Origin of the sequence: Rhizorhabdus antheiae (assembly GCF_049889055.1) — a bacterium.
GTDB lineage: Bacteria > Pseudomonadota > Alphaproteobacteria > Sphingomonadales > Sphingomonadaceae > Rhizorhabdus.
Window position 1 is genome coordinate 1 of record NZ_JBLTWO010000010.1, and the last position, 19,144, is coordinate 19,144.

Consider the following 19,144-nt stretch of genomic DNA (forward strand, 5'->3'; position numbering starts at 1 on the left):
CTCCACTTAATTTCCTTGGCTTTGGCCCGGCTTGCCTGGCTTCGGATCTCGCCCCAGCGTATAACGGGGGGCACGATACTAAACTCGATGCAAACCGAAGTAAGTCGGTAGTACGGGGATTTGAACGCAGCGTCACCGTGTTCTCCGTCCGCTGTTCGCGCGCATCAATCCTTCAGGCATATGCGCGGTGAACCTTCGACAGCGCCCCGCGCAGAGAATCGGGGTGTTCGGGTACAGGGATCGGGTGAACGGCCGCATCAATTAATGCACTGTCACCAGAATATCCAGAACATCTGTCACCAGAATATCATCAAGCGGCTTGCGGTAGGCGGGTATCGCCAAACTAGGGGGCGCTCTTCAGCAATACTCTCATGATGTGCCAACCTGTTGCGACACCGTCCTTGTCGAAGGCGGAAAAGGGCGGGTCATAAGTGGCGTTTTGAACTTCACGACAATAGTCCGTCACCAGCCCGGCGTCGCCGCGCTGTTCGACATAGTTGCAGGTCTTTATTCTGCCGTCCGTGCCGACGGTGAAACGATAGATATTGAGCGCACGCTGTTGATAGCCAGAGCGCGGGGCAAGCAACCGGTCGCGAAGCTCGGGCGTGAAGATGTCCGCATTCTGCATTTCGATCTCGGCAGAGGGACCCGAATAACTACCTCGAATAGCGAGACCAAGCTCAAACGGTATCGCTTCCCGAGTGCCACAGGGCTTCCCGTCGAGTCCGTCCCCAGCAGCAGGAAAGATGATGACAAATTTACACGAGGTCGGATGCCCCGTCTGATCGACAGTCAGCAACATCGACGTCCAGATTTCACTGATCACGGCCGCCGCACCTGGGGTCGCCCATCTAACGCGATTTCGATAACTGCCCGCCCTTGCCTTACCTGTGCGATCACGCGCGGGCGAAAATCTGGCCTTGGCCAGCAAAGCTTTGCATGCGGACTGGTCCAGTAGATCAAATCCGCTGCTTTCGGTGATCTCGCAACTCACGGGCTTCCCAGTCGCGTCCACCCCCAGTTCAAACGCCGTGGTTCCAGTCATCCCAAAACGCAGCGCGGGGATAGGATAGTCCTCCGGCATGACCCACTCACCCGGCGAGCCTTCGGGTGTCAGCGGCGTTGCCCTCCCCTTGGCCGGACCGGCTATGGCGATATCGGCGCAGGCCAGCGTCGACCATAGTAGCAAAGCGAATCTTGCCGTCTTCATCCACATTTTCTCCGCCGGATCGATACGACTATGCCGGTGCCTTGTTGCGCGCCGGAGGCGCAACACAGGGGACATTCTCCGCGGTCCAGTCGATCTCGTCGGTCGCGGGCACGTCGATGTCGCTCGCGATCGGCTCGCTCTGCGTAAACGGGCTGTAGAATATATACCCCATGCTGTTGTCGAACTTGGCGATGCGCGCATTATCACGCCGGGCAGTGGCCGCGTCTATTTCCTCCTGCTCGATCCGCGAGCCCCGGATCATGCGTATGGCCCCGTCCCGCAAGCCGAAGGCCCGATAATAATTTCGCCCGAAGATGTGTGTGTCATAACCCGGCTTGGACGCCCACTGCCTGGAGCGCGTCGTGACAGGAAGACGAACGGTCGTCACATAACAATCGAAATCGGGTTTGTTGTAATAGGGGGCCTCCTGATCCTGGTCGGCGGCACGGCCACGCCGCTCAGGCGGGCTGAAACCACCGCCAGGCAACGCCAGCGATTTGCCTCCATCGCCATCGTCTTCCCAGTCGATCTTCCAGGTGCCGGTGATCGTCAGGATGCTCGCCTGCGCCTGTTCGTCATAACGCCATTTGACGTCGTCGATCGTCTGCCAGCTGCCTCCGAGAAGGTTCTGACGAAATAGCTGAACGAGCTGGCCCGAGGGAATGCTCGAGAACGAAACCTGCTGCTGGACTCCGCCAATACCGCGGAGGATCGTCGTGTTGACGACCCGAGCATCCTGGTCGAAACCGGCCCGCGCATCGATATTCGTCAGCGTGATCTCTTCCGGGCGGGTCGGCAGCCGCCACGCGACAGGTTCGAGTGAATTGCCTTCCGCCGTCAATGGCAATATCCATCGATATCGCAGAATCGCTTCCGTGCCGGGTCCGACGACGGACGGCATAGTGCCATCCAGCCAGTACCAGACCCCATCGATCCGGACGCGCACCAGCACGTGGTCGTAAAGGCGCGGGCTGGGCAAGCGCTCGTCCATGCCGTCATCGACGCCCGCGTTACTGACGAGCACGGGTACCCCCTCGATACCCAGTTCGTGCAGAAGGGCCAGGAGCAGAACGGTCTTGGCCTTGCAATCGCCATAGCGGCGACGCCAGGTCTCGTCTGCCGTGGCCGGCGTCAGATTTCCGTTGCCCAGCCCGACATAGACATAGCGGACGTCCTGCTGCACCAGCTTGAGCGCAGCGCTGACCCGCCCGAGCACGCTTTTGTTTGCCCTGGCAATCTTGCTTGCCTCGCTCTTGATCGGAGACTCCGCCGCCAGTTTGGCCGCGTCGGCAAATAGCGGGAAAAGGCGACGCGATACGGCCGCCCAGTCAGAGAAACTGCTATACTCCAGCGTTCGCTGCCATTGGAAACGCGGCGGCGCATCCTTGGGTGGGACGAGCGTGCCTGGATTATCCAATTCTATGTCAAGGGCTCGATCGGCAAACCGGGCCGCCGCGCTCATGCCCGAGCCGATTTTTGTGGCGGGTTTACGCCCTTCATCCCAGCTCAGGCCGATATGGTATCGCCCCGGGGCTGGGCTCGGCCCCACCAGCAATACGCCCGCATCATTGGTCCCGAGCGTAGGGTCACTGACGTGGAGGGTGTAGCTCACCTCCAATTCATCCCCCACCCGCAAGTCCGGTACCCGCAATGTTGCCGTCAGGACGCCATCGATCATGGCAGTCTCGAGTTGGTCCTCGCGGCGCAATATCTCGAACGATGCCGCCTTCAGGACATCGATGATCTGGTCGCCTCGATAGACGGTAACGCTGTGCACGACAGGCTCGCCCGCCGCCGGATTCCAGGAGATGGCAATGTTACCGACTTCGAGCGCGTTGGACTGGAGGATTTTCGTACGGTAGCCGACATATTGCTCGGCACCCCTCGGACCAAGATGTATCAGCACATCCTGACGTCGAAAGAATAATGCGCCATTCGCGCCTTTCGGAACCGGCAAAGGCTCCGATGCCCGGACCCATCCCGGTACCGGACCGATCCTGCTTGCCCCCTGATCCGCGTGAGCCACGCCGAAAAAGAGCAGCGCGGGCACGGCAATGAAAAAGGGGGAGCGCAAGATAGTCACCATTGGCGAGCATGTCGGACAACGCGACAATAATCACCAATCAAACGGATAGAAAGCTCGCATCGGCGATATTCTGGAGTAGTTAATTTCGGATGGATGCGGCGCTCTATCCAGGCGTTGGGCTGCTTCCGAGCCGGGTTTTGGGCAAATCCAGGCTAGCGATGCCGCGTCGCACGTAAGTGGACGCGATCCGAGCACGGTGCTCACCCCAGCTTCGCGAGCGTCACGCCTTCATATTTCGCGTCGGTCGGATCGAACAGCGCGTGCGGATCGAAGCTGTCGGCGGTCAGCATCACGCTGTTGAGGCCGGCGAGCTTGAAGGTGCCGAGCTTGGGCTCTGCGGGGACCTTGCCGTCGCGCAGGGTGACGACGCCATCGATGAAGGGGTCGTCATGCTTGGTGTAGAGAATGTGCGGCGTGATCACCATGGCGGTCTTGTTGTAGACGGCGGTGATGCAGAGCTTGCGCCGGATCGCCTGGGCGATCAGCTGCGCCTCGGGCGACAGCTCGGGACCCGATTCCGGGGCAACGACCCGGCTGAGCGACAATGTCTTGCGCGGAGTGTTCATCGCAGGCGCGCATATCGGGCCGGCGGGCGCAAAGCAAGCGGGCGCAGCCGTTCAGCCGACGGAAAGCCGCCTTCGGGCATCCTCTGACCATGCCCCCTCGCCTGCTGTCCCTGTCGGTCCTGATCCTGTCCACGCTCGCGGCGCCGCTCGCCGCGCAGGAGGAGGATGCCGAGCATCGCGCCGACCGGCTGCGCACGATCGAGCTCAACCGGGAGGCACAGGCGAGGGTCGATGCCCGCGACCGGTCCAACGCGCGCGTCCGCGAGACCAACCGCGCGGCGCAGGAGCGGTACGAGCGGCAGCGCGAGCAATGGCGCCGGCGGGTCGAAGCCTGCGAGAATGGCGACTATCGCGCCTGCGCGCGCTGATCGTGCGCCGGCCCATTCCTGCGCTCTTACGAAAAAGGGCCGGAAGACCCGGCCCTTTGACGATCACATATTCGGATAGTTCGGGCCGCCGCCGCCTTCGGGCGTGACCCAGTTGATGTTCTGGGTCGGGTCCTTGATGTCGCAGGTCTTGCAGTGGACACAGTTCTGCGCGTTGATCTGCAGGCGCGGTGCACCCTCCTCCTTGCCGACGATCTCATAGACGCCCGCCGGGCAGTAACGCTGCGCAGGCTCATCGTAGAGCGGCAGGTTGATGTCGACGGGGACGCTCGGATCCTTGAGCTGCAGGTGGACCGGCTGGTCCTCCTCATGGTTGGTGTTCGACAGGAACACCGACGAGAGGCGGTCGAAGCTGATCACGCCATCGGGCTTCGGATAGTCGATCTTCGGCGCGATGTCGGCGCGCCACAGGCCCTCATTGTCCTTGTGGTGCTTGAGGGTGAACGGCAGGCCGATGCCCAGCGTGCGCATCCACATGTCGGCGCCGGCCATGATCGTGCCCGCGAAGGGGCCGAACTTGGCGATGAACGGCTCGGCGTTGCGGACGGTCTTGAGCTCCTTGGCGACCCAGCTGTCCTCGAGCGCGGCCGGATAGGCGGCCAGCTCGTCCGACGAGCGCTCGTGCGACAGCGCCTCGAACGCGGCCTCGGCGGCGAGCATGCCCGACTTCATCGCGGTGTGGCTGCCCTTGATGCGCGGCACGTTGACGAAGCCCGCCGAGCAGCCGATCAGCGCGCCGCCCGGGAAGACCAGCTTCGGGATCGACTGCCAGCCGCCCTCGTTGATCGCACGCGCACCATAGGAGACGCGGCGGCCACCCTCCAGGATCGCGCGGATCGCCGGATGCTGCTTCCAGCGCTGGAATTCCTCGAACGGGTAGAGGTGCGGATTCTTGTAGCCGAGCCCGACCACGAAGCCGAGCGCGACCTGGTTGTTCGCCTGATGGTAGAGGAAGCCGCCCCCGACCTCGTCGGTCAGCGGCCAGCCCTGGGTGTGGATCACGCGGCCCGGCTCATGCTTCTCCGGATCGATGTCCCACAGCTCCTTGATGCCGATCGCATAGGTCTGCGGCTCGCAGTTCGCCTCGAGGTCGAAATGCCCCTTGAGCATCTTCGACAGATGGCCGCGCACGCCCTCGGCGAAGAAGGTGTATTTCGCGTGGAGTTCCATGCCCGGCTGATAGTCGGGCTTGTGCTCGCCGGTGCGGCTGACGCCCATGTCGCCGGTCGCGACGCCCTTTACCGAGCCATCCTCATTGTAGAGGATCTCGGCGGCGGCGAAGCCGGGGAATATCTCGACGCCGAGATTTTCGGCCTGCCCCGCCAGCCAGCGGCACAGATTGCCGAGCGACAGCGTGTAGGTGCCCTTGTTGTTCATGAAGGGCGGCAGCGCGATGTGCGGCATCGAATATTGCCGGTTCGCCGTCAGGATCCAGTGATGATTCTCGGTCACCGGCACGGTCAGCGGGCTGTCCATGTCCTTCCAGTCGGGCAACAGCTCGTTCAGTGCGATCGGATCGACCACTGCGCCGGACAGGATGTGCGCGCCAACCTCGGAGCCCTTTTCGAGCACGCAGACCGCGATTTCGCGGCCCGATTCGATCGCCAGCTGTTTGAGGCGGATCGCCGCCGCCAGGCCTGCCGGCCCGGCGCCTACGATCACGACATCATAAGCCATAGATTCGCGCTGCGACATGTCTGGTCCTCGTCCTGCCTATCCGGTCATCGCATCAAAAAAACGTCATGCCCCAAAGGCGCTGCCCGCAGATTGACGCCCTCGTCAACCCATTCCTTTAGTCAGACTTATGGTTTTTGGGGGAAATCATGCCTCGGCAGCCGAACTGGCCAGCCTGATGGGCTGGTGGCGCGACGCCGGACTCGATGTCCTGGCGGCCGACGAGCCGTGCGACTGGCTTGCCCGGGTCGAGCGCCCGGTCGAGAGAACCCCGAATACCCCAATGATGGAGCCGCCCGCCCGCCCTGCGGCGGCACCCGTCGCGCCCGAGCGCTCCGCTCCGCCGGCCTCTTTCCCCGATACGCTGCCCGCCTTCCAGCAATGGCTGGCGACCAGCGAGAAGATTGCGATGCCGCTGCCCGCGCGCGTCGCGCCGATGGGCGATCCGGCCTCCGGCCTGATGGTGCTGGTCGATCTGCCCGAGCAGGTCGACCCCGCCAATGGCCGCCTGCTGTCCGGCCCGGTCGGCGAGTTGTTCGACAAGATGCTGGGCGCCGTGGACCGCGACCGCCAGTCGCTCTATCTGAGCGCCATGGCGCCGGGTTGGCCGACCGGCGGGGTCGTCGACCGCGCGATGGGCGTGCTGTTCAGCGAACTCGCGCGGCACCATGTCGCGCTGGCCCGCCCCCGCGCGCTGCTGCTGATGGGCGAACAACCTTCGCGCGCCTTCCTTGGCAAGGGCTTCGTCGAGGCGCGCGGCTCGGTCCACGATGTCCAGATCCCCGGTGGCGCGATCAAGGCGGTCGCCACCTTCCATCCCCGGACGCTGCTTCAGCACCCGCAGCAGAAGCGCCGCGCCTGGGAAGACCTCCAATTGTTGATGAAGTTGCTTTCATGATGCGATCCCTTCTCCTCGCCGGTTCGATGCTGTTCGCGCCGTCTCTCGCCACGGCACAGACGGTGATACCGACCGCAGCGGCGGGGCTCGCAGCGGCCGCGCAGCCGCTGGCGATCGCCTCCGGCCTCACCGCCGAGCAGAAGACCGCCTATCGCTCGATCTTCGCCGCGATCCGTGCGGGCGACTGGACCAGCGCGCAGGCCGGGATCGACGCCCTGCCCAACGGCCCGCTGACCGACGTGGCCCAGGCCGAACTGATCCTGGCCAAGGGGTCACCCAAGGCGGCCGACGACCGGCTCGCCGCGCTGCTGACCGGTGCGGCCGACCTGCCCGAGGCGCCGGACGTCGCGGCGATTGCGGCCAAGCGCGGCCTATCCGCCCCAGGCCTTCCCGTGGCGCGTGACCTCGTCCGTTTCGCCGGGCCGTCACGGCGTCAGACCGCGCGCAGCCTGAAGAATGACCGGGCGGCCGCCGCACTTGCCCAGCAGGCGCTGCCTCTGCTCCGCGACGACCGTCCGAGCGAGGGTGAGGCGCTGGTCCAGGCGAAGCTGCCCGAATTATCGCCCGAGGCGCAGGCCGAATGGCTGCAGCGGACCTCCTGGTCCTATTATCTGACCGGCGACGACGCCAATGCGCGCCGCGTCGCCGACCTCGCCCGCGTCGGAACGGGCGACTGGGCGGTGCAGGCGAGCTGGGTTTCTGGGCTCGCCGCCTGGCGCCAGAGGGACTGCGCCGCCGCCGGCATGGCCTTCGAAGAGGTCGGCAGCCGCGCGCGCGACCCGGAGATGATGGCCGCCGGCCTGTTCTGGGCCAGCCGCGCCGACATGGCCTGCCAGCACCCCGAGCGGATCGAGCCGCGCCTGCGCACCGCCGCGCGCATGGGCGAAACCTTCTACGGTCTGATCGCCAAGGCCGCGCTCGGCATCGACGATGGCCGCGACGGCGGAGTCAAGCTGACCGCTGGCGACTGGGCCGCAATCGGCACCATCCCCAATGTCCGCCGCGCGACGGCGCTGGCCGAGATCGGCGAAACGACCCTGGCCGAGACGATGCTCCGCCATCAGGCGCGGATCGGGCAGAGCCGCGACCATGAATCGCTGATCCATCTTGCCGCCCGCCTCAACCTCCCGGCAGCGCAGATCTGGCTGGCGCAGAACGGCCCGTCGGGCGCGCGCCTTTCTCCGGCCGCGCGCTATCCGATGCCGGCCTGGACCCCGGAATCGGGTTGGCGGGTCGACAAGTCGCTGGTCTTCGCCCATGCGCTGCAGGAATCGCGCTTCCGCACCGATGCCGTCAGCTCGGCGGGCGCACGCGGCCTGATGCAGCTGATGCCCGGCACCGCGCAGATGGTCGCCCGCCATCTCGGCCGTTCGGTCGACACGGGTTCGCTGTTCCAGCCGACCACCAATTTCGAACTGGGCCAGGCCTATCTGCGCGAACTGGCGGACAATGCGGGCGCCACCGGCGGGCTGCTGCCGAAGGTGATCGCCGCCTATAATGCCGGGCCCAATTCGGTGGCGAACTGGAATGCGCGGGGCCGCAATCTGGCCGACCCGCTGCTGTTCATCGAATCGATCCCCTTCGTCGAGACGCGCGCTTATGTCGCGATCGTCCTGCGGAATTACTGGATGTATCAGCAGCATTCGGGCGCCAAGCCGGTCAGCATGACCGCCATCGCGCAGGGTATGTGGCCGCGCTTTCCGGGCCTGCCCGGCCAGCCGGCCGTCCGCCTGACGGCGATCGGCTCGACCGCCGCGGCCGACTGACGGGGGCCAAGATGCCGATCAAGGAAGACCTGCCTTTCCACCCGGTGCGCATTGCCATCCTGACCGTGTCGGACAGCCGCGATCTTTCGACCGACAAATCGGGCGATACGCTGGCGGCGCGGATCGAGGGCGCCGGCCATGTGCTGGCGGACCGTGCGATCGTCCGCGACGACGTCGACCTGATCGTGGCGCGGCTGCACGGCTGGATAGACGACCCCGAAGTCGACTGCGTGATCACGACCGGCGGCACCGGGGTGACGGGACGCGACGTCACACCCGAGGCGTTCGCGCGGGTCTGGGACAAGGAAATTCCCGGCTTCGGTGAGCTGTTCCGCTGGCTCAGCTATGCCAAGATCGGCACCTCGACGATCCAGTCCCGCGCCACCGCCGGGGTCGCGCGCGGCACCTATATCTTCGCGCTGCCGGGTTCGACCGGCGCGGTGAAGGACGGCTGGGACGATATATTGGTCTATCAGCTCGACAGCCGCCACATGCCCTGCAACTTCGTCGAGCTGATGCCGCGCCTGACCGAGCGCTGAGCGGGACCGGCACGCGCCGGCCCCGGTCATGCGTTACGCCAGCTTCAGGCCTTCCTGGTTCATCGCACGGGTCAGCTTGGTGCTCTCCTCATCGCTGAGCAGACCGCGCAGGCGCGGAAAGATCTTGTTCTCTTCCTCCTGCATATGGTCCTCGAGCATGGCGCGGAAGTCGCCGACCTTGGCGAGGAATTGGGGGTGGGCGCTGTCCATCTCGCCCAGTTCGAACAGATATTGCTTCACATAGCCATGGTCGCCGTTGAGCTTGTCGGCATCGGCCGCCTGTCCATGTGTGCGCAGCACCGCATAGACGGCATTCTCCTCCTCCATCGCATGCTTGGCGAGCGCATGGCCAATCTGGGTCAGCAGCATCGCCCGACGCACCTTATGGTCATTGTCGGTCGCTTCCAACTGGTCGAACAGCGCCAGCACCGCCTTATGTTCGGCGGCCAGAGCCTCGTCCCACTCGCCTGCCATCATCGTCGGCGCCTGGACGAAAATCTTGCGCACAGCATTGGCGGCGAGGCCTGCGGTCAGGCCCGCTGCCGCACCGATCGCGAAACCCCGCGTCGTCTTGTCTTCCAACATGGTACTCTCTCCTCATTCTGTTGGGCGAAAAACGAACGAGCAGGGTCGCGGTTGCGGAATCGCAGGTGAAACAACCTCTTAACGCCGGTCAGAACAGGGCGAGCTGTTGGCCCGGCGCACGGAAGAGATCGGTGCGCAACGCGAAACGCGCGCCGTTAAGCCCCTGTTTGCGACAGGCCAGCCGGAAGCGCGCAAGCAGCGTGGCGGCATAGGCGCCCTTGGGCCGGAAGCGATCGAAGAAGGCGCCCTCATTGTCTTTCCCGCCGCGCATATCGCCGATCAGCGCCATCACCCGCGCGGCGCGGTCGGGATAGTGGACGGCCAGCCATTCGCGGAACAGCGGCGCCACCTCGTGCGGCAGCCGCACGACGATAGAGAAGGCCCCGCTCGCACCAGCCCTCGCCCCGGCTTCGACGATCGCCTCTATCTCATGGTCGGTGATGGCGGGCACCACCGGCGATACGCTGATCGACACCGGGATTCCGGCCTTCACCATCGCCTCGATCGCTACGATCCGGCGCGCTGGCGCCGAAGCGCGTGGCTCCATCCGGCGGGCGACAAGCGGATCGAGCGTCGTCACGGACATCATCACTGCCGCCAAGCCTTTCGCCGCCATGGGCCCGAGAATGTCGATGTCGCGAACGATGCGCGCAGACTTGGTGGTGATGGCGACCGGATGGTCATGCTCGGCCAGCACCTCGAGCAGCCCGCGCATGATGCGCATCCGCGCTTCGACCGGCTGATAGGGGTCGGTGTTGGTCCCGATCGCCATCGGCTCGCAACGATAGCCGGGCCGCGCCAGTTCGCGCCGCAGAAGCTCGGGTGCGTCGGGCTTGGCGAAGAGCTTGGTCTCGAAGTCGAGCCCGGGCGACAGATTGTGATAGGCGTGGGTCGGTCGCGCGAAGCAATAGATGCAGCCATGCTCGCAGCCGCGATAGGGATTGATCGATCGATCGAACGGAATGTCAGGCGACCGATTGTGCGTGATGATCGTCCGGGGCTTCTCCAGCGTCACCTCGGTCCGCAGCACCGGGCCCTCGCCGTCGATGCTTTCGCGCGCATCGAGCCAGTCTCCGTCGCTCTCACGAGCCCGATCGTCGAAGCGCCCGCTCAGGCCGCCACTGGCGGCGCCGCGCCCGTGGACGGGCGGTGGCAGCGGTTTCGACGAGTCGGGCATGGATAGAACATAACAAGAACATGCAGCACCGCAAGCGCTGCGCGCCGCTTGGGTCTTATTGCGTGGCTTTGGAGGCGGTCTTGTCGTCGCCGATCAAGCCGCCGGCTTTGCGCCGATGGCCGACCCAGTCGACGATCGCGCGCCCGGTGGCGTTGAGCAGGGGGTGGGTGCGCGAGTTGCGCATCCAGCCGGGCCGCTCCGACGAGGCACCGTAGAGCGTGTCATAGCCGAGGTTGATCAGCAGATAGGCGAGCGTGACGATGATCAGCCCCTTAAGTGCGCCGAAGCCGAAGCCCAGCACGCGGTCGAGCGGCCCCAGCACCGAGGTCCGCATCCGCTGCCCCAGCGAGGCACCAACCAGCTTGCCGCCAGCATAGACGATCAGGAAGATCAGCACGAAGGCGAGCACGCTCGCCCCGCTGGAATTGCCGACGAATCCCATCGCCATCTTGGTCGCAGGCGCGTGGAACAGCTTGAGCGCGAAGATCGCGGCGACCCAGGAGAAGAGCGAGATCACCTCGGACACGAAGCCGCGCAGCACGCCGAACAGCCCCCCGCCGAAGATAGCGAGCAGGACGATGATGTCGAGGCCGGTCAATCCATACATAGGCCCGGCTTGCTACCGGCGGCCGAGGATATGGTCAACGAGCGCGCCGAGGCTCGAAAAGCTCTCCTGCCGCATTGCCTTGCCCGGCGGATCCTTGGCCGCAGGCGCCCAGGCCTGGGTGAAACCGAGCTTGGCCGCTTCCTTCAGCCGCAGCGGCGCATGCGCCACGCTGCGCACTTCTCCGGACAGGGCGATTTCGCCGAACAGCACGCAGTCGATCGGCACCGGTCGTTCGGCCAGCGCCGACACCAGCGCGGCCGCGACCGCCAGATCGGCGGCGGGATCGGACACGCGGTAGCCGCCCGCGATGTTGAGATAGACTTCGGCGGTCGAGAAGCTCAGCCCGCAGCGCGCCTCGAGCACCGCCAATATCATTGCCAGCCGACCCGAATCCCATCCGACCACCGCCCGGCGCGGGGTCGCCCCGCTCTGCAGCCGCACGGTCAGCGCCTGGATCTCGACCAGCACCGGCCGGGTCCCCTCCATCGCCGGGAAGACGGTGGCCCCGCTCACCCCCTCCCCGCGCGCCGTCAGGAACAGCGCGCTGGGATTGGCGACCTCGCTCAGCCCCTCCTCCGCCATCGCGAACACGCCAATCTCATCGGTGCCGCCGAAGCGGTTCTTCACTGCGCGCAGGATGCGATATTGATGGCTGCGCTCGCCCTCGAAGCTCAGCACCGTGTCGACCATATGCTCAAGCACGCGCGGGCCGGCGATCGAGCCGTCCTTGGTGACATGGCCGACCAGCACGATGGCGGTGCCGCGCTCCTTGGCGAAGCGGATCAGTTCCTGCGCGGAGGCGCGCACCTGGCTGACCGTGCCCGGCGCGCCTTCGATCTGGTCGCTGTGCATCGTCTGGATCGAGTCGATCACGAGCAGCGACGGCGGCGCCTGCTCCATCGTGGTCAGGATGTCGCGCACCGAGGTCGCCGAGGCCAGCTGCACCGGCGACTGGCCGAGGCCGAGGCGGCGCGCGCGCAGCCGCACCTGATCGGCCGCTTCCTCACCAGAAATATAGGCGACCGGCTGCCCCGCCATCGCCATCCGCGCTGCCGCCTGCAGCAGCAGAGTCGACTTGCCGATGCCCGGATCACCGCCGATCAGCGTCGCCGAACCCGGCACGATCCCACCGCCCATCGCACGGTCGAACTCGGCGATGCCGGTGCTCCAGCGCTTGGGCAGCGGGATATCGGCGTCGAGCCCGACCATCTGGATCGCCCGCCCGCCCGTCCGAAGGTCATGCTTGGCCGAGAAGACCGTCGCCTTGCTGCTCTCCTCGACCAGGCTGTTCCACTCGCCGCAGTCGGCGCACTGCCCCTGCCAGCGCGTCGCCACGCTGCCACAGGCCTGACAGACATAACGCTTCTGCGGCTTCGCCATCGATCGGGGGAGTCCTCTTGAATATCGAACAAAAGGGGTACATCATCCCCACCATCATGACAAGCAAGGTGCGGGCAGGGACAGGCTTCGGCTTCGCACGGATGGCAGCGGGTGCGAAAGGCTACACACTATGGCGAGTTCTGGAGGATGTCAGTGTGGCGCAGTGCGCTTCCGCGTCGAGAGCCTTCTGGACGACGCCCATATTTGCCACTGCCGGATGTGTCAGAAAGCAACGGGCGGGCTCTTTGGGCCTTATGTCGGGGCTCGGCTCGACGCAGTGACGTGGACTCGTGGACAGCCAAGCCATTTCCAGAGTTCGAACAAGGTGCGCCGGGGCTTCTGTCGGGAGTGCGGAACGCCGCTCACCTTTGAATTTGGGGGAACCCACATCAGTTTCGCGATCGGCGCCTTCGACGAGCCGCGACTGATAGAACTGAGCGAGCAACTTGCCTCGCCCGAGCGTGTTGCCAACTTCCAAGCCTTAGCCAATTTGCCGGAGCATCCAATCGATGAGCCAAGGGCGGCTGCTCATCTGGCGAGCATCGTCTCCTTCCAACATCCGGACTTCGACACCAGCGATTGGCCGTCTGGACGGAAATGAAGGGCATTCGCTGCGAACGCGCAACCATGACTGCATCGCAGGCAAGCCGTCTGAGAAATTGGGCAATAATGAACAAGCCGCCATCAGCATGACAAGCGATCCCCGCGAAGAACGAGCGAGCGCGCAGCTCGCCGCACTGCTGACGCGCGGCGAACGGCGAACGGCGAACGGCGGCTGCCACTAAACGTCTATCGACCGCTCTTTGGAAGAGGAGATACGCGGTGCCATGGAGACCATCAGCGGGCTGCCGCAGCCTGTGCGGGATTCAGATCGACGACTTTGCCATGATCATAAGCCAGCACCCCCGGTATTGGCGCCAATCGATTGACGTTTACCGCGTGTCGATCGTGAAATGGGCCAATTGCCCGAAATCGAGCATTCTCTACAGGAAATGTGCGTAGAACCTCGGGTGTAGGCTCGCCATTTTTAGGCGGAACCAGCGCTTGTCCCATGATCCAACCGTAACGGAACATCGACGGTCCAACATTCGATTCAAGTTGGGTCAGCGGGGATTGTTTGTGTACCTTATCGGCATAAAGCGTACCGATATTGACTATTACTCCAGGGCGAGCATCGAAGGCCACGGTTCCCAAGCAATTGCATGTGATTAGCGCGCGGCCGCCGACAGAAACTCCATAAACAACATACTCCCCGGCCGGAACCTCCAACAAGAACGTTCGAAGCTCTGCGCCATCGACGAGGAACCTGTCAGTATGCGTCGAAAAGCTGTTGTCCGGGCCGTCATAGTCGAAAGAGAATTCGTCTATCGTTGGAACCGGTTCGCCCTTAGCCTTCTTATGCAAATCAGGTAGCGCTGCTTCGTAGGCCACCTTTCGAGCAGACAGCCACGCTTCGGTTTCTGCCAGACTAGGCACCCTTACGAATGTGTTTTCGATGCCAAGCATGCCTGACTTTGCCCGACTCGATCGGAAAAGAAGATAGGCTTTGGAAGGATCGAGGGCCACCGGCACTGCGCGCAATTCGATAACGCCCTTTGCTTCGCGTGCGGGAAGCGCCACCGGGGAGGTGCTCGCAAGAAGTGCAAGCGCAATGGTTATCCACTTAGTCATTGATCGATGATTTCTGGCTGCGAAGGCTTGGGCCCTATGGCCACCTTAGCCTGCATGGCAACTGCGAGAGCGTTTTTGGGATCGTTCAATGTGTCCCAGATGGCTTCGGTCACAGCGTATCTAACATATCCACGTAGTTCCAGGCAGCGACGCGATATGGTCGCATCTTGTCCTCGTTGCATTTTCGGCGCGACGATACTTTCGATTCCGGCCCCTATGAGGCCATACTGATGGGGAAATTGGGCAACCCTTTCATCAGGCTTTGGCGCTGCAATCCACGGCGTAAATCCTGGCAGAGCGCGCCCCATTCCGGCCGGAAGAAAGCTACGGCATTCAGCAATATCTGAGTAGGCCGTTTCAAAATCTACCGATGGATTATGGAAGACGAAGAATTTGTATCCATTGGATATAACCTTCGGATCACTCGTGGAAATATCCGGAACTTCGATACTCCCAGGATCAGGCAATCGAGGGTTATCAGCAGCTAACGCTGCCGCAGACACAAGCGGCATTGAGCCGATAAAGCTGATGACGATTAATCTCAAATACAAAGCATCACCTCGCCAATTTGCCTGATCGCCTGATCAACCACAAAAATGTGCAATGCGCCAGTGACCTTACGCTGCTTGGCCGAGCCGGAGATGTGAAGACACGTACTTGAACGCTCGAACAAAAGGAGTACGTAATCCCCACGGTCATGACAAGCGATCCCCGCGAAGAACGAGCGAGAGCCCGGCTCGCAGCACTGCTGACGCGCGGCGAACGGCGAATGCCCGATCCGGACGAGCAGGCGCGGCAGCGCGCCTGGGATCGGGCGACCGAGCAGGAGCGGCGGCGGATGCTCAAGGATTGCGGCTGGCTCTGATCCCCGCCAGCCGCTAAACCGCTGTCATGCGGGAGAAGGAATTGCGGCTCGCGCTGGTCTGCTATGGCGGAGTCAGCCTTGCCGTCTACATGCATGGGATCACGAAGGAGCTGTGGCGCCTCGTCCGCGCCAGCCGTGCCTTCCACGACGGAGCAGCCAGCGCGCTCGGCAGTGAGGCCATCTATCGCAACATCCTCGAACGCATCCAGGCCGAAAAGGGCCTGCGCCTGCGCGTGCTGATCGACATCATCGCCGGCGCCAGTGCGGGCGGGATGAACGGCGTCTTTCTCGGCCATGCGATCTCGACCGGGCAATCGCTCGAGCCGCTGACCGAATTGTGGCTCGACAAGGCCGACGTCGACATATTGCTCGATCCCGATGCGCGCCCGCTGTCGCGCTTCTCCAAGATCTGGGCGGTGCCCATCGCCTGGATGCTCGCCCGGCGACGCGGCGGTGCGGTCGAGCGCACCGTCGCGCCCGAGACCCGCGCGGAAGTGCGCCGCAAGCTGTCCGGCTTCGTGCGGGCGCGCTGGTTCAATCCGCCCTTCGGCGGCCCTACCTTCTCGCACCTGATCCTCGACGCCTTCGATGCCATGGCGAAGAGCCAGGCGGGTCCTCCCCTGCTGCCGCCGCGCCAGCCGCTCGACGTCTCGGTCACAATCACCGACTTTCACGGCCATAATCAGCGCCTGCGCCTGCACAGCCCCGAGCAGGCGGAAGAGCGCGAGCACCGGCTGACCATCGGCTTCACCGACCGCGGCTTCGATGGACGCAAGCTGGCCGATCCGGCTGAGCTGACCTTCGCCGCGCGCGCGACCGCCAGCTTTCCCGGCGCCTTCCCGCCGTTCAACGTCGCCGAGCTCGACACGGTGCTGAAGGCGCGCAAGCGCGACTGGCCGGGCCGCGAGGCCTTTCTCCACCGCATCTTCCCGCGCGCCGCCGTCAGCGGCAGCCCCGAGGATCTGGTGCTGATCGACGGGTCGGTCCTCGCCAACGCGCCCTTCCGCCCGGCGATCGAGGCGCTGCGCAACCGGCCCGCGCGCCGCGAGGTCGACCGGCGCTTCCTCTATCTCGATCCCACCGCCAATGTGCAGGCGCCGCCCGAGCGGCACAGCGACGGCATCGTCCGGCTGCCGGGCTTCTTCTCCACCATCTTCGGCGCCATCTCGACCATCCCGCGCGAGCAGCCGATCCGCGAGAATCTGGAACTGATCGAGCAACGTTCGGTGCGGATCGCCCAGACGCGCCGGATCATCGAGGCGATCCGCCCAGAAGTGGATGCAGCGGTCGATTCCGCGATGGGGCGTCAGCTGTTGATCTATCGCCCCAGCGCCGAGCGGATCGGCCTGTGGCGGCAACGCGCCCATGCTCAGGCCGCCCGCCAGGCGGGGTTCGCCTATGCTGGCTATGGCCAGCTGAAGCTCACGACGATCGTCGAGGAACTGGCGTCGACGATCGCCCTGCTCGCCGAGATCGAGGAGTCGAGCGAGCAACTGGGCATTCGCCGGACGCTCTCGGCGCTGCTCGCCGAACGCGGTTTCGAGGAACCCGACGCGCTGCGCGGCGGCGACACCAGCGATGCGATCGTCGCCTTCTTCCGCCAGCATGATCTGGGTTTTCGCATAAGGCGGCTGCGCTTCCTCGCCGATCGCCTGACCGAGATCGAGAGCGCGCATGGCGGCCGCGACCATGTGGGCGTACAGGCGGCACGCGATGCCATCTATGCGTCGCTCGCCCCCTATCTGGCGCTGCAGATGCGCGATCATTATGAGCCGCCGGTCGTCGCCGCAGCGCGCCGCTTCGCCGAGGATCCGGAGACGGCCCTGTCGAGTATCGCCTCCATTCGCGATCTGGAAAGCCTCGACGTCGAGACCGACCGGGCGATCGCGGCGGTGCTGCCCCGGCTCGACCGGCGCGATCGCCGGGCGCTGCTGCTCGCCTATCTCGGCTTCGGCTTCTACGATCTGGCCACCCTGTCGCTGATCCGGGCGCAGGGTGCGCAAGAATTTCATTCGATCCAGGTCGACCGCATTTCGCCCGACGATGCGGGCTCGATCCGGCAGGGCGGCGCCACCGCCACGCTCAAGGGGATCGAGCTCAACCTGTTCGGCGCCTTCTTCTGCCGCGCCTATCGCGAGAATGACTATCTGTGGGGCCGGCTCCACGGAGCCGAGCGCATGATCGACGTGCTGATGTCGACCCTGCCCGAGGATCGCGGATTTACGGACGAAGAGGTCCGGCATCTCAAGCGCAGCCTGTTCCACGCGATCTTGGATGAGGAGCGCGCGCGGTTGAGTGCGATCGGTCCGCAGATCGCAGAGATCGAGCGCGAGATCGGCTGAGCGCGGCCGGTTGTGAGACACCGCGCGCGCCACTTCCATGGGTTGACCGCGTCGCATCGCTGGGGGACAAGCGACGCATGCATTTTCTGAAGACCTTGTTCTGGGTGATCCTCGCCGTCGTCGCGGCGGTGTTCGCGTCGCGGAACTGGACGGCGGTCTCGATCACCCTCTGGGCTGGTCTGACCGCCGACGTGAAATTGCCCGTTCTCCTGCTGATGGGCGCGCTGATCGGCTTCCTGCCGACCTTCGTCGTCCACCGGGCGCGGATCTGGCGGCTCAACCGGCGCATCGACACACTCGAACGCAATAGCGCCTTGGCGGCGCCGATCGTCCCGGCTACGGCGCTGCCGCACACGCCCCTGACGGAATAACCAGCATGAGCCGCAGCCCGATCTACGTCGCCATCGACACGCCCGACATCGTCAAGGCGAAGGACATCGCGGCGAAGGTCCGCCACCATGTCGGCGGCATCAAGCTCGGCCTGGAATTCTTCAGCGCCCACGGCCAGGCCGGTGTGCGGGAGATGGCGGCGCTCGATCTGCCGATTTTCCTCGACCTCAAGCTCCACGACATCCCCAACACCGTCGCCAAGGCGGTGCAGGCGCTAGCGGGACTGAAGCCCGCGATCCTCACCGTCCATGCGGCGGGCGGCCTGGCGATGATGGAAGATGCCAAGGCGGCGGCACCCGCCGGCACCAAGGTCGTCGCCGTGACCGTGCTGACCAGCCTCGATCAGGACGATCTCGCCGCAATCGGGGTCGACGGCGATCCTCACGCGCAGGTCGAACGGCTCACCCTGCTCGCGAAGCAGGCCGGGCTCGATGGCGTCGTCTGTTCGGGCAATGAGGTCAAGGCGGCCAAGAAGCTCTGGCCGAGCGGTTTCTTCGTCGTTCCCGGCATCCGTCCTGCCGACGGCAAGAGCCATGCCGACCAGAAGCGCGTCATGACCCCGCGCCAGGCGCTCGACCAGGGCGCGTCGATCCTCGTCATCGGCCGCCCGATCACCCAGGCCGAGGATCCCGACCAGGCCGCCCGGGCGATCGAGGCGACGCTCTGACCCCGCACCGGGTCGAAGAGACCGGCCTGCTGCTGCGCGAGGGCGGCGGATTTACCCTGAAGACCGACGACGGACGGCTCCTGAGACTCGAACTGGCGCGCACGCCGGTCGACCTGGTCGAGAAGCGCGTGCGGATCGTCGGACGGCTCTACGATGAAGCTATGCTTGAGGCCGACGGCGTCCAGCCTGCCTGATCGCAATCGATAATCTGAAGTAATCTCTATTTTAATCAGATGTTTAGCTGCGATCTATTTTCACTACTCATATGATAGAAAAACTTTCTTCTCTTTCTCTTCAGTAGAGTTAAACAGGCTGCATCGCCGGCTGATCCACCC

General features: G+C 64.5%; 20 protein-coding genes. 10 read left to right on the forward strand and 10 right to left on the reverse strand.

The genetic code is table 11. From position 1 onward, the window contains the following. Positions 1–343 precede the first annotated feature (343 nt). From ACNI3R_RS16930 to ACNI3R_RS16940, 3 genes are all read right to left on the reverse strand, one after another. Positions 344–1,210 carry an energy transducer TonB gene (locus ACNI3R_RS16930; RefSeq protein WP_426185483.1) on the reverse strand — a complete coding sequence of 289 codons (867 nt, stop codon included), beginning with the start codon at positions 1,208–1,210 and terminating at the stop codon, positions 344–346. 28 nt (positions 1,211–1,238) lie between these two features. Continuing rightward, the gene (locus tag ACNI3R_RS16935; protein WP_426185485.1) at positions 1,239–3,296 is read right to left on the reverse strand and encodes a DUF3857 domain-containing protein; all 2,058 of its coding nucleotides are present in this window, start codon (positions 3,294–3,296) and stop codon (positions 1,239–1,241) included. Positions 3,297–3,496: 200 nt separating this feature from the next. Beyond that, entirely contained in the window at positions 3,497–3,862 is a 366-nt protein-coding gene (locus ACNI3R_RS16940) for a hypothetical protein (RefSeq protein ID WP_426185487.1), read from the reverse strand. A gap of 89 nt (positions 3,863–3,951) precedes the next feature. Here ACNI3R_RS16940 and ACNI3R_RS16945 point away from each other — a divergent pair, with 89 nt between their 5' ends. Then, a complete protein-coding gene (locus tag ACNI3R_RS16945) occupies positions 3,952–4,230 on the forward strand; it encodes a hypothetical protein (RefSeq protein ID WP_426185489.1) in 279 nt (92 codons plus the stop codon). Between the two features lie 63 nt (positions 4,231–4,293). Here ACNI3R_RS16945 and ACNI3R_RS16950 read toward each other — a convergent pair whose 3' ends face one another. After that, positions 4,294–5,943, reverse strand: coding sequence for an electron transfer flavoprotein-ubiquinone oxidoreductase (locus ACNI3R_RS16950; RefSeq protein WP_426185491.1), 1,650 nt, complete (start codon positions 5,941–5,943; stop codon positions 4,294–4,296). 109 nt (positions 5,944–6,052) lie between these two features. Here ACNI3R_RS16950 and ACNI3R_RS16955 point away from each other — a divergent pair, with 109 nt between their 5' ends. The 3 genes from ACNI3R_RS16955 to moaB are packed head-to-tail and all read left to right on the forward strand — an operon-like array spanning position 6,053 to position 9,125. After that, positions 6,053–6,820, forward strand: coding sequence for a uracil-DNA glycosylase family protein (locus tag ACNI3R_RS16955; RefSeq protein ID WP_426185493.1), 768 nt, complete (start codon positions 6,053–6,055; stop codon positions 6,818–6,820). Then, positions 6,817–8,586 (forward strand): lytic transglycosylase domain-containing protein, encoded by a 1,770-nt coding sequence (locus ACNI3R_RS16960; protein ID WP_426185495.1) that lies wholly within the window; start codon positions 6,817–6,819, stop codon positions 8,584–8,586. The genes ACNI3R_RS16955 and ACNI3R_RS16960 overlap by 4 nt, the downstream gene beginning before the upstream one ends. A gap of 11 nt (positions 8,587–8,597) precedes the next feature. Further along, positions 8,598–9,125 (forward strand): molybdenum cofactor biosynthesis protein B, encoded by a 528-nt coding sequence (gene moaB / locus ACNI3R_RS16965; protein ID WP_426185497.1) that lies wholly within the window; start codon positions 8,598–8,600, stop codon positions 9,123–9,125. A 33-nt stretch (positions 9,126–9,158) separates the two neighbouring features. Here the strand turns inward: moaB and ACNI3R_RS16970 are convergent, their stop codons facing one another. The 4 genes from ACNI3R_RS16970 to radA form a co-directional block, all read right to left on the reverse strand. Beyond that, entirely contained in the window at positions 9,159–9,710 is a 552-nt protein-coding gene (locus ACNI3R_RS16970; protein WP_426185499.1) for a hemerythrin domain-containing protein, read from the reverse strand. 88 nt (positions 9,711–9,798) lie between these two features. Continuing rightward, on the reverse strand, positions 9,799–10,887 hold the full coding sequence (locus tag ACNI3R_RS16975; protein WP_426185501.1) for a PA0069 family radical SAM protein: 1,089 nt from the start codon (positions 10,885–10,887) through the stop codon (positions 9,799–9,801). 55 nt (positions 10,888–10,942) lie between these two features. After that, positions 10,943–11,494 (reverse strand): CvpA family protein, encoded by a 552-nt coding sequence (locus ACNI3R_RS16980; RefSeq protein ID WP_426185503.1) that lies wholly within the window; start codon positions 11,492–11,494, stop codon positions 10,943–10,945. A 12-nt stretch (positions 11,495–11,506) separates the two neighbouring features. Continuing rightward, positions 11,507–12,874, reverse strand: a complete 1,368-nt coding sequence (gene radA / locus ACNI3R_RS16985) for a DNA repair protein RadA (RefSeq protein WP_426185505.1) — start codon at positions 12,872–12,874, stop codon at positions 11,507–11,509. A 130-nt stretch (positions 12,875–13,004) separates the two neighbouring features. Between radA and ACNI3R_RS16990 the strand changes: the two genes are divergently transcribed. Beyond that, complete coding sequence (locus ACNI3R_RS16990; RefSeq protein WP_459112868.1) at positions 13,005–13,475, forward strand: GFA family protein; 471 nt, start codon at positions 13,005–13,007, stop codon at positions 13,473–13,475. 236 nt (positions 13,476–13,711) lie between these two features. Here ACNI3R_RS16990 and ACNI3R_RS16995 read toward each other — a convergent pair whose 3' ends face one another. Further along, positions 13,712–14,545, reverse strand: a complete 834-nt coding sequence (locus ACNI3R_RS16995) for a hypothetical protein (RefSeq protein WP_426185509.1) — start codon at positions 14,543–14,545, stop codon at positions 13,712–13,714. Beyond that, positions 14,542–15,090: a hypothetical protein gene (locus ACNI3R_RS17000; RefSeq protein ID WP_426185511.1), complete on the reverse strand. Its 549-nt coding sequence runs from the start codon at positions 15,088–15,090 to the stop codon at positions 14,542–14,544. The genes ACNI3R_RS16995 and ACNI3R_RS17000 overlap by 4 nt, the downstream gene beginning before the upstream one ends. A 152-nt stretch (positions 15,091–15,242) precedes the next feature. Between ACNI3R_RS17000 and ACNI3R_RS17005 the strand changes: the two genes are divergently transcribed. From ACNI3R_RS17005 to ACNI3R_RS17025, 5 genes are all read left to right on the forward strand, one after another. After that, a complete protein-coding gene (locus tag ACNI3R_RS17005; protein ID WP_426185513.1) occupies positions 15,243–15,410 on the forward strand; it encodes a hypothetical protein in 168 nt (55 codons plus the stop codon). A 26-nt stretch (positions 15,411–15,436) separates the two neighbouring features. Further along, on the forward strand, positions 15,437–17,752 hold the full coding sequence (locus ACNI3R_RS17010; RefSeq protein ID WP_426185515.1) for a patatin-like protein: 2,316 nt from the start codon (positions 15,437–15,439) through the stop codon (positions 17,750–17,752). Between the two features lie 77 nt (positions 17,753–17,829). Further along, on the forward strand, positions 17,830–18,123 hold the full coding sequence (locus ACNI3R_RS17015; protein WP_426185517.1) for a LapA family protein: 294 nt from the start codon (positions 17,830–17,832) through the stop codon (positions 18,121–18,123). Positions 18,124–18,128: 5 nt separating this feature from the next. Continuing rightward, positions 18,129–18,809 (forward strand): orotidine-5'-phosphate decarboxylase, encoded by a 681-nt coding sequence (pyrF, locus tag ACNI3R_RS17020; RefSeq protein WP_426185519.1) that lies wholly within the window; start codon positions 18,129–18,131, stop codon positions 18,807–18,809. Positions 18,810–18,841: 32 nt separating this feature from the next. Continuing rightward, positions 18,842–19,003 (forward strand): DUF5818 domain-containing protein, encoded by a 162-nt coding sequence (locus ACNI3R_RS17025; RefSeq protein ID WP_426185712.1) that lies wholly within the window; start codon positions 18,842–18,844, stop codon positions 19,001–19,003. Positions 19,004–19,144 lie beyond the last annotated feature (141 nt).

Coding starts and splice junctions, on each gene's coding strand:
- ACNI3R_RS16930 (WP_426185483.1), bottom strand. CDS start 1,210: ATGAAGACGGCAAGATTCGCTTTGCTACTATGGTCGACGCTGGCCTGC.
- ACNI3R_RS16935 (WP_426185485.1), bottom strand. CDS start 3,296: ATGGTGACTATCTTGCGCTCCCCCTTTTTCATTGCCGTGCCCGCGCTG.
- ACNI3R_RS16940 (WP_426185487.1), bottom strand. CDS start 3,862: ATGAACACTCCGCGCAAGACATTGTCGCTCAGCCGGGTCGTTGCCCCG.
- ACNI3R_RS16945 (WP_426185489.1), top strand. CDS start 3,952: ATGCCCCCTCGCCTGCTGTCCCTGTCGGTCCTGATCCTGTCCACGCTC.
- ACNI3R_RS16950 (WP_426185491.1), bottom strand. CDS start 5,943: ATGTCGCAGCGCGAATCTATGGCTTATGATGTCGTGATCGTAGGCGCC.
- ACNI3R_RS16955 (WP_426185493.1), top strand. CDS start 6,053: ATGGTTTTTGGGGGAAATCATGCCTCGGCAGCCGAACTGGCCAGCCTG.
- ACNI3R_RS16960 (WP_426185495.1), top strand. CDS start 6,817: ATGATGCGATCCCTTCTCCTCGCCGGTTCGATGCTGTTCGCGCCGTCT.
- moaB (WP_426185497.1), top strand. CDS start 8,598: ATGCCGATCAAGGAAGACCTGCCTTTCCACCCGGTGCGCATTGCCATC.
- ACNI3R_RS16970 (WP_426185499.1), bottom strand. CDS start 9,710: ATGTTGGAAGACAAGACGACGCGGGGTTTCGCGATCGGTGCGGCAGCG.
- ACNI3R_RS16975 (WP_426185501.1), bottom strand. CDS start 10,887: ATGCCCGACTCGTCGAAACCGCTGCCACCGCCCGTCCACGGGCGCGGC.
- ACNI3R_RS16980 (WP_426185503.1), bottom strand. CDS start 11,494: ATGTATGGATTGACCGGCCTCGACATCATCGTCCTGCTCGCTATCTTC.
- radA (WP_426185505.1), bottom strand. CDS start 12,874: ATGGCGAAGCCGCAGAAGCGTTATGTCTGTCAGGCCTGTGGCAGCGTG.
- ACNI3R_RS16990 (WP_459112868.1), top strand. CDS start 13,005: ATGGCGAGTTCTGGAGGATGTCAGTGTGGCGCAGTGCGCTTCCGCGTC.
- ACNI3R_RS16995 (WP_426185509.1), bottom strand. CDS start 14,545: ATGACTAAGTGGATAACCATTGCGCTTGCACTTCTTGCGAGCACCTCC.
- ACNI3R_RS17005 (WP_426185513.1), top strand. CDS start 15,243: ATGACAAGCGATCCCCGCGAAGAACGAGCGAGAGCCCGGCTCGCAGCA.
- ACNI3R_RS17010 (WP_426185515.1), top strand. CDS start 15,437: ATGCGGGAGAAGGAATTGCGGCTCGCGCTGGTCTGCTATGGCGGAGTC.
- ACNI3R_RS17015 (WP_426185517.1), top strand. CDS start 17,830: ATGCATTTTCTGAAGACCTTGTTCTGGGTGATCCTCGCCGTCGTCGCG.
- pyrF (WP_426185519.1), top strand. CDS start 18,129: ATGAGCCGCAGCCCGATCTACGTCGCCATCGACACGCCCGACATCGTC.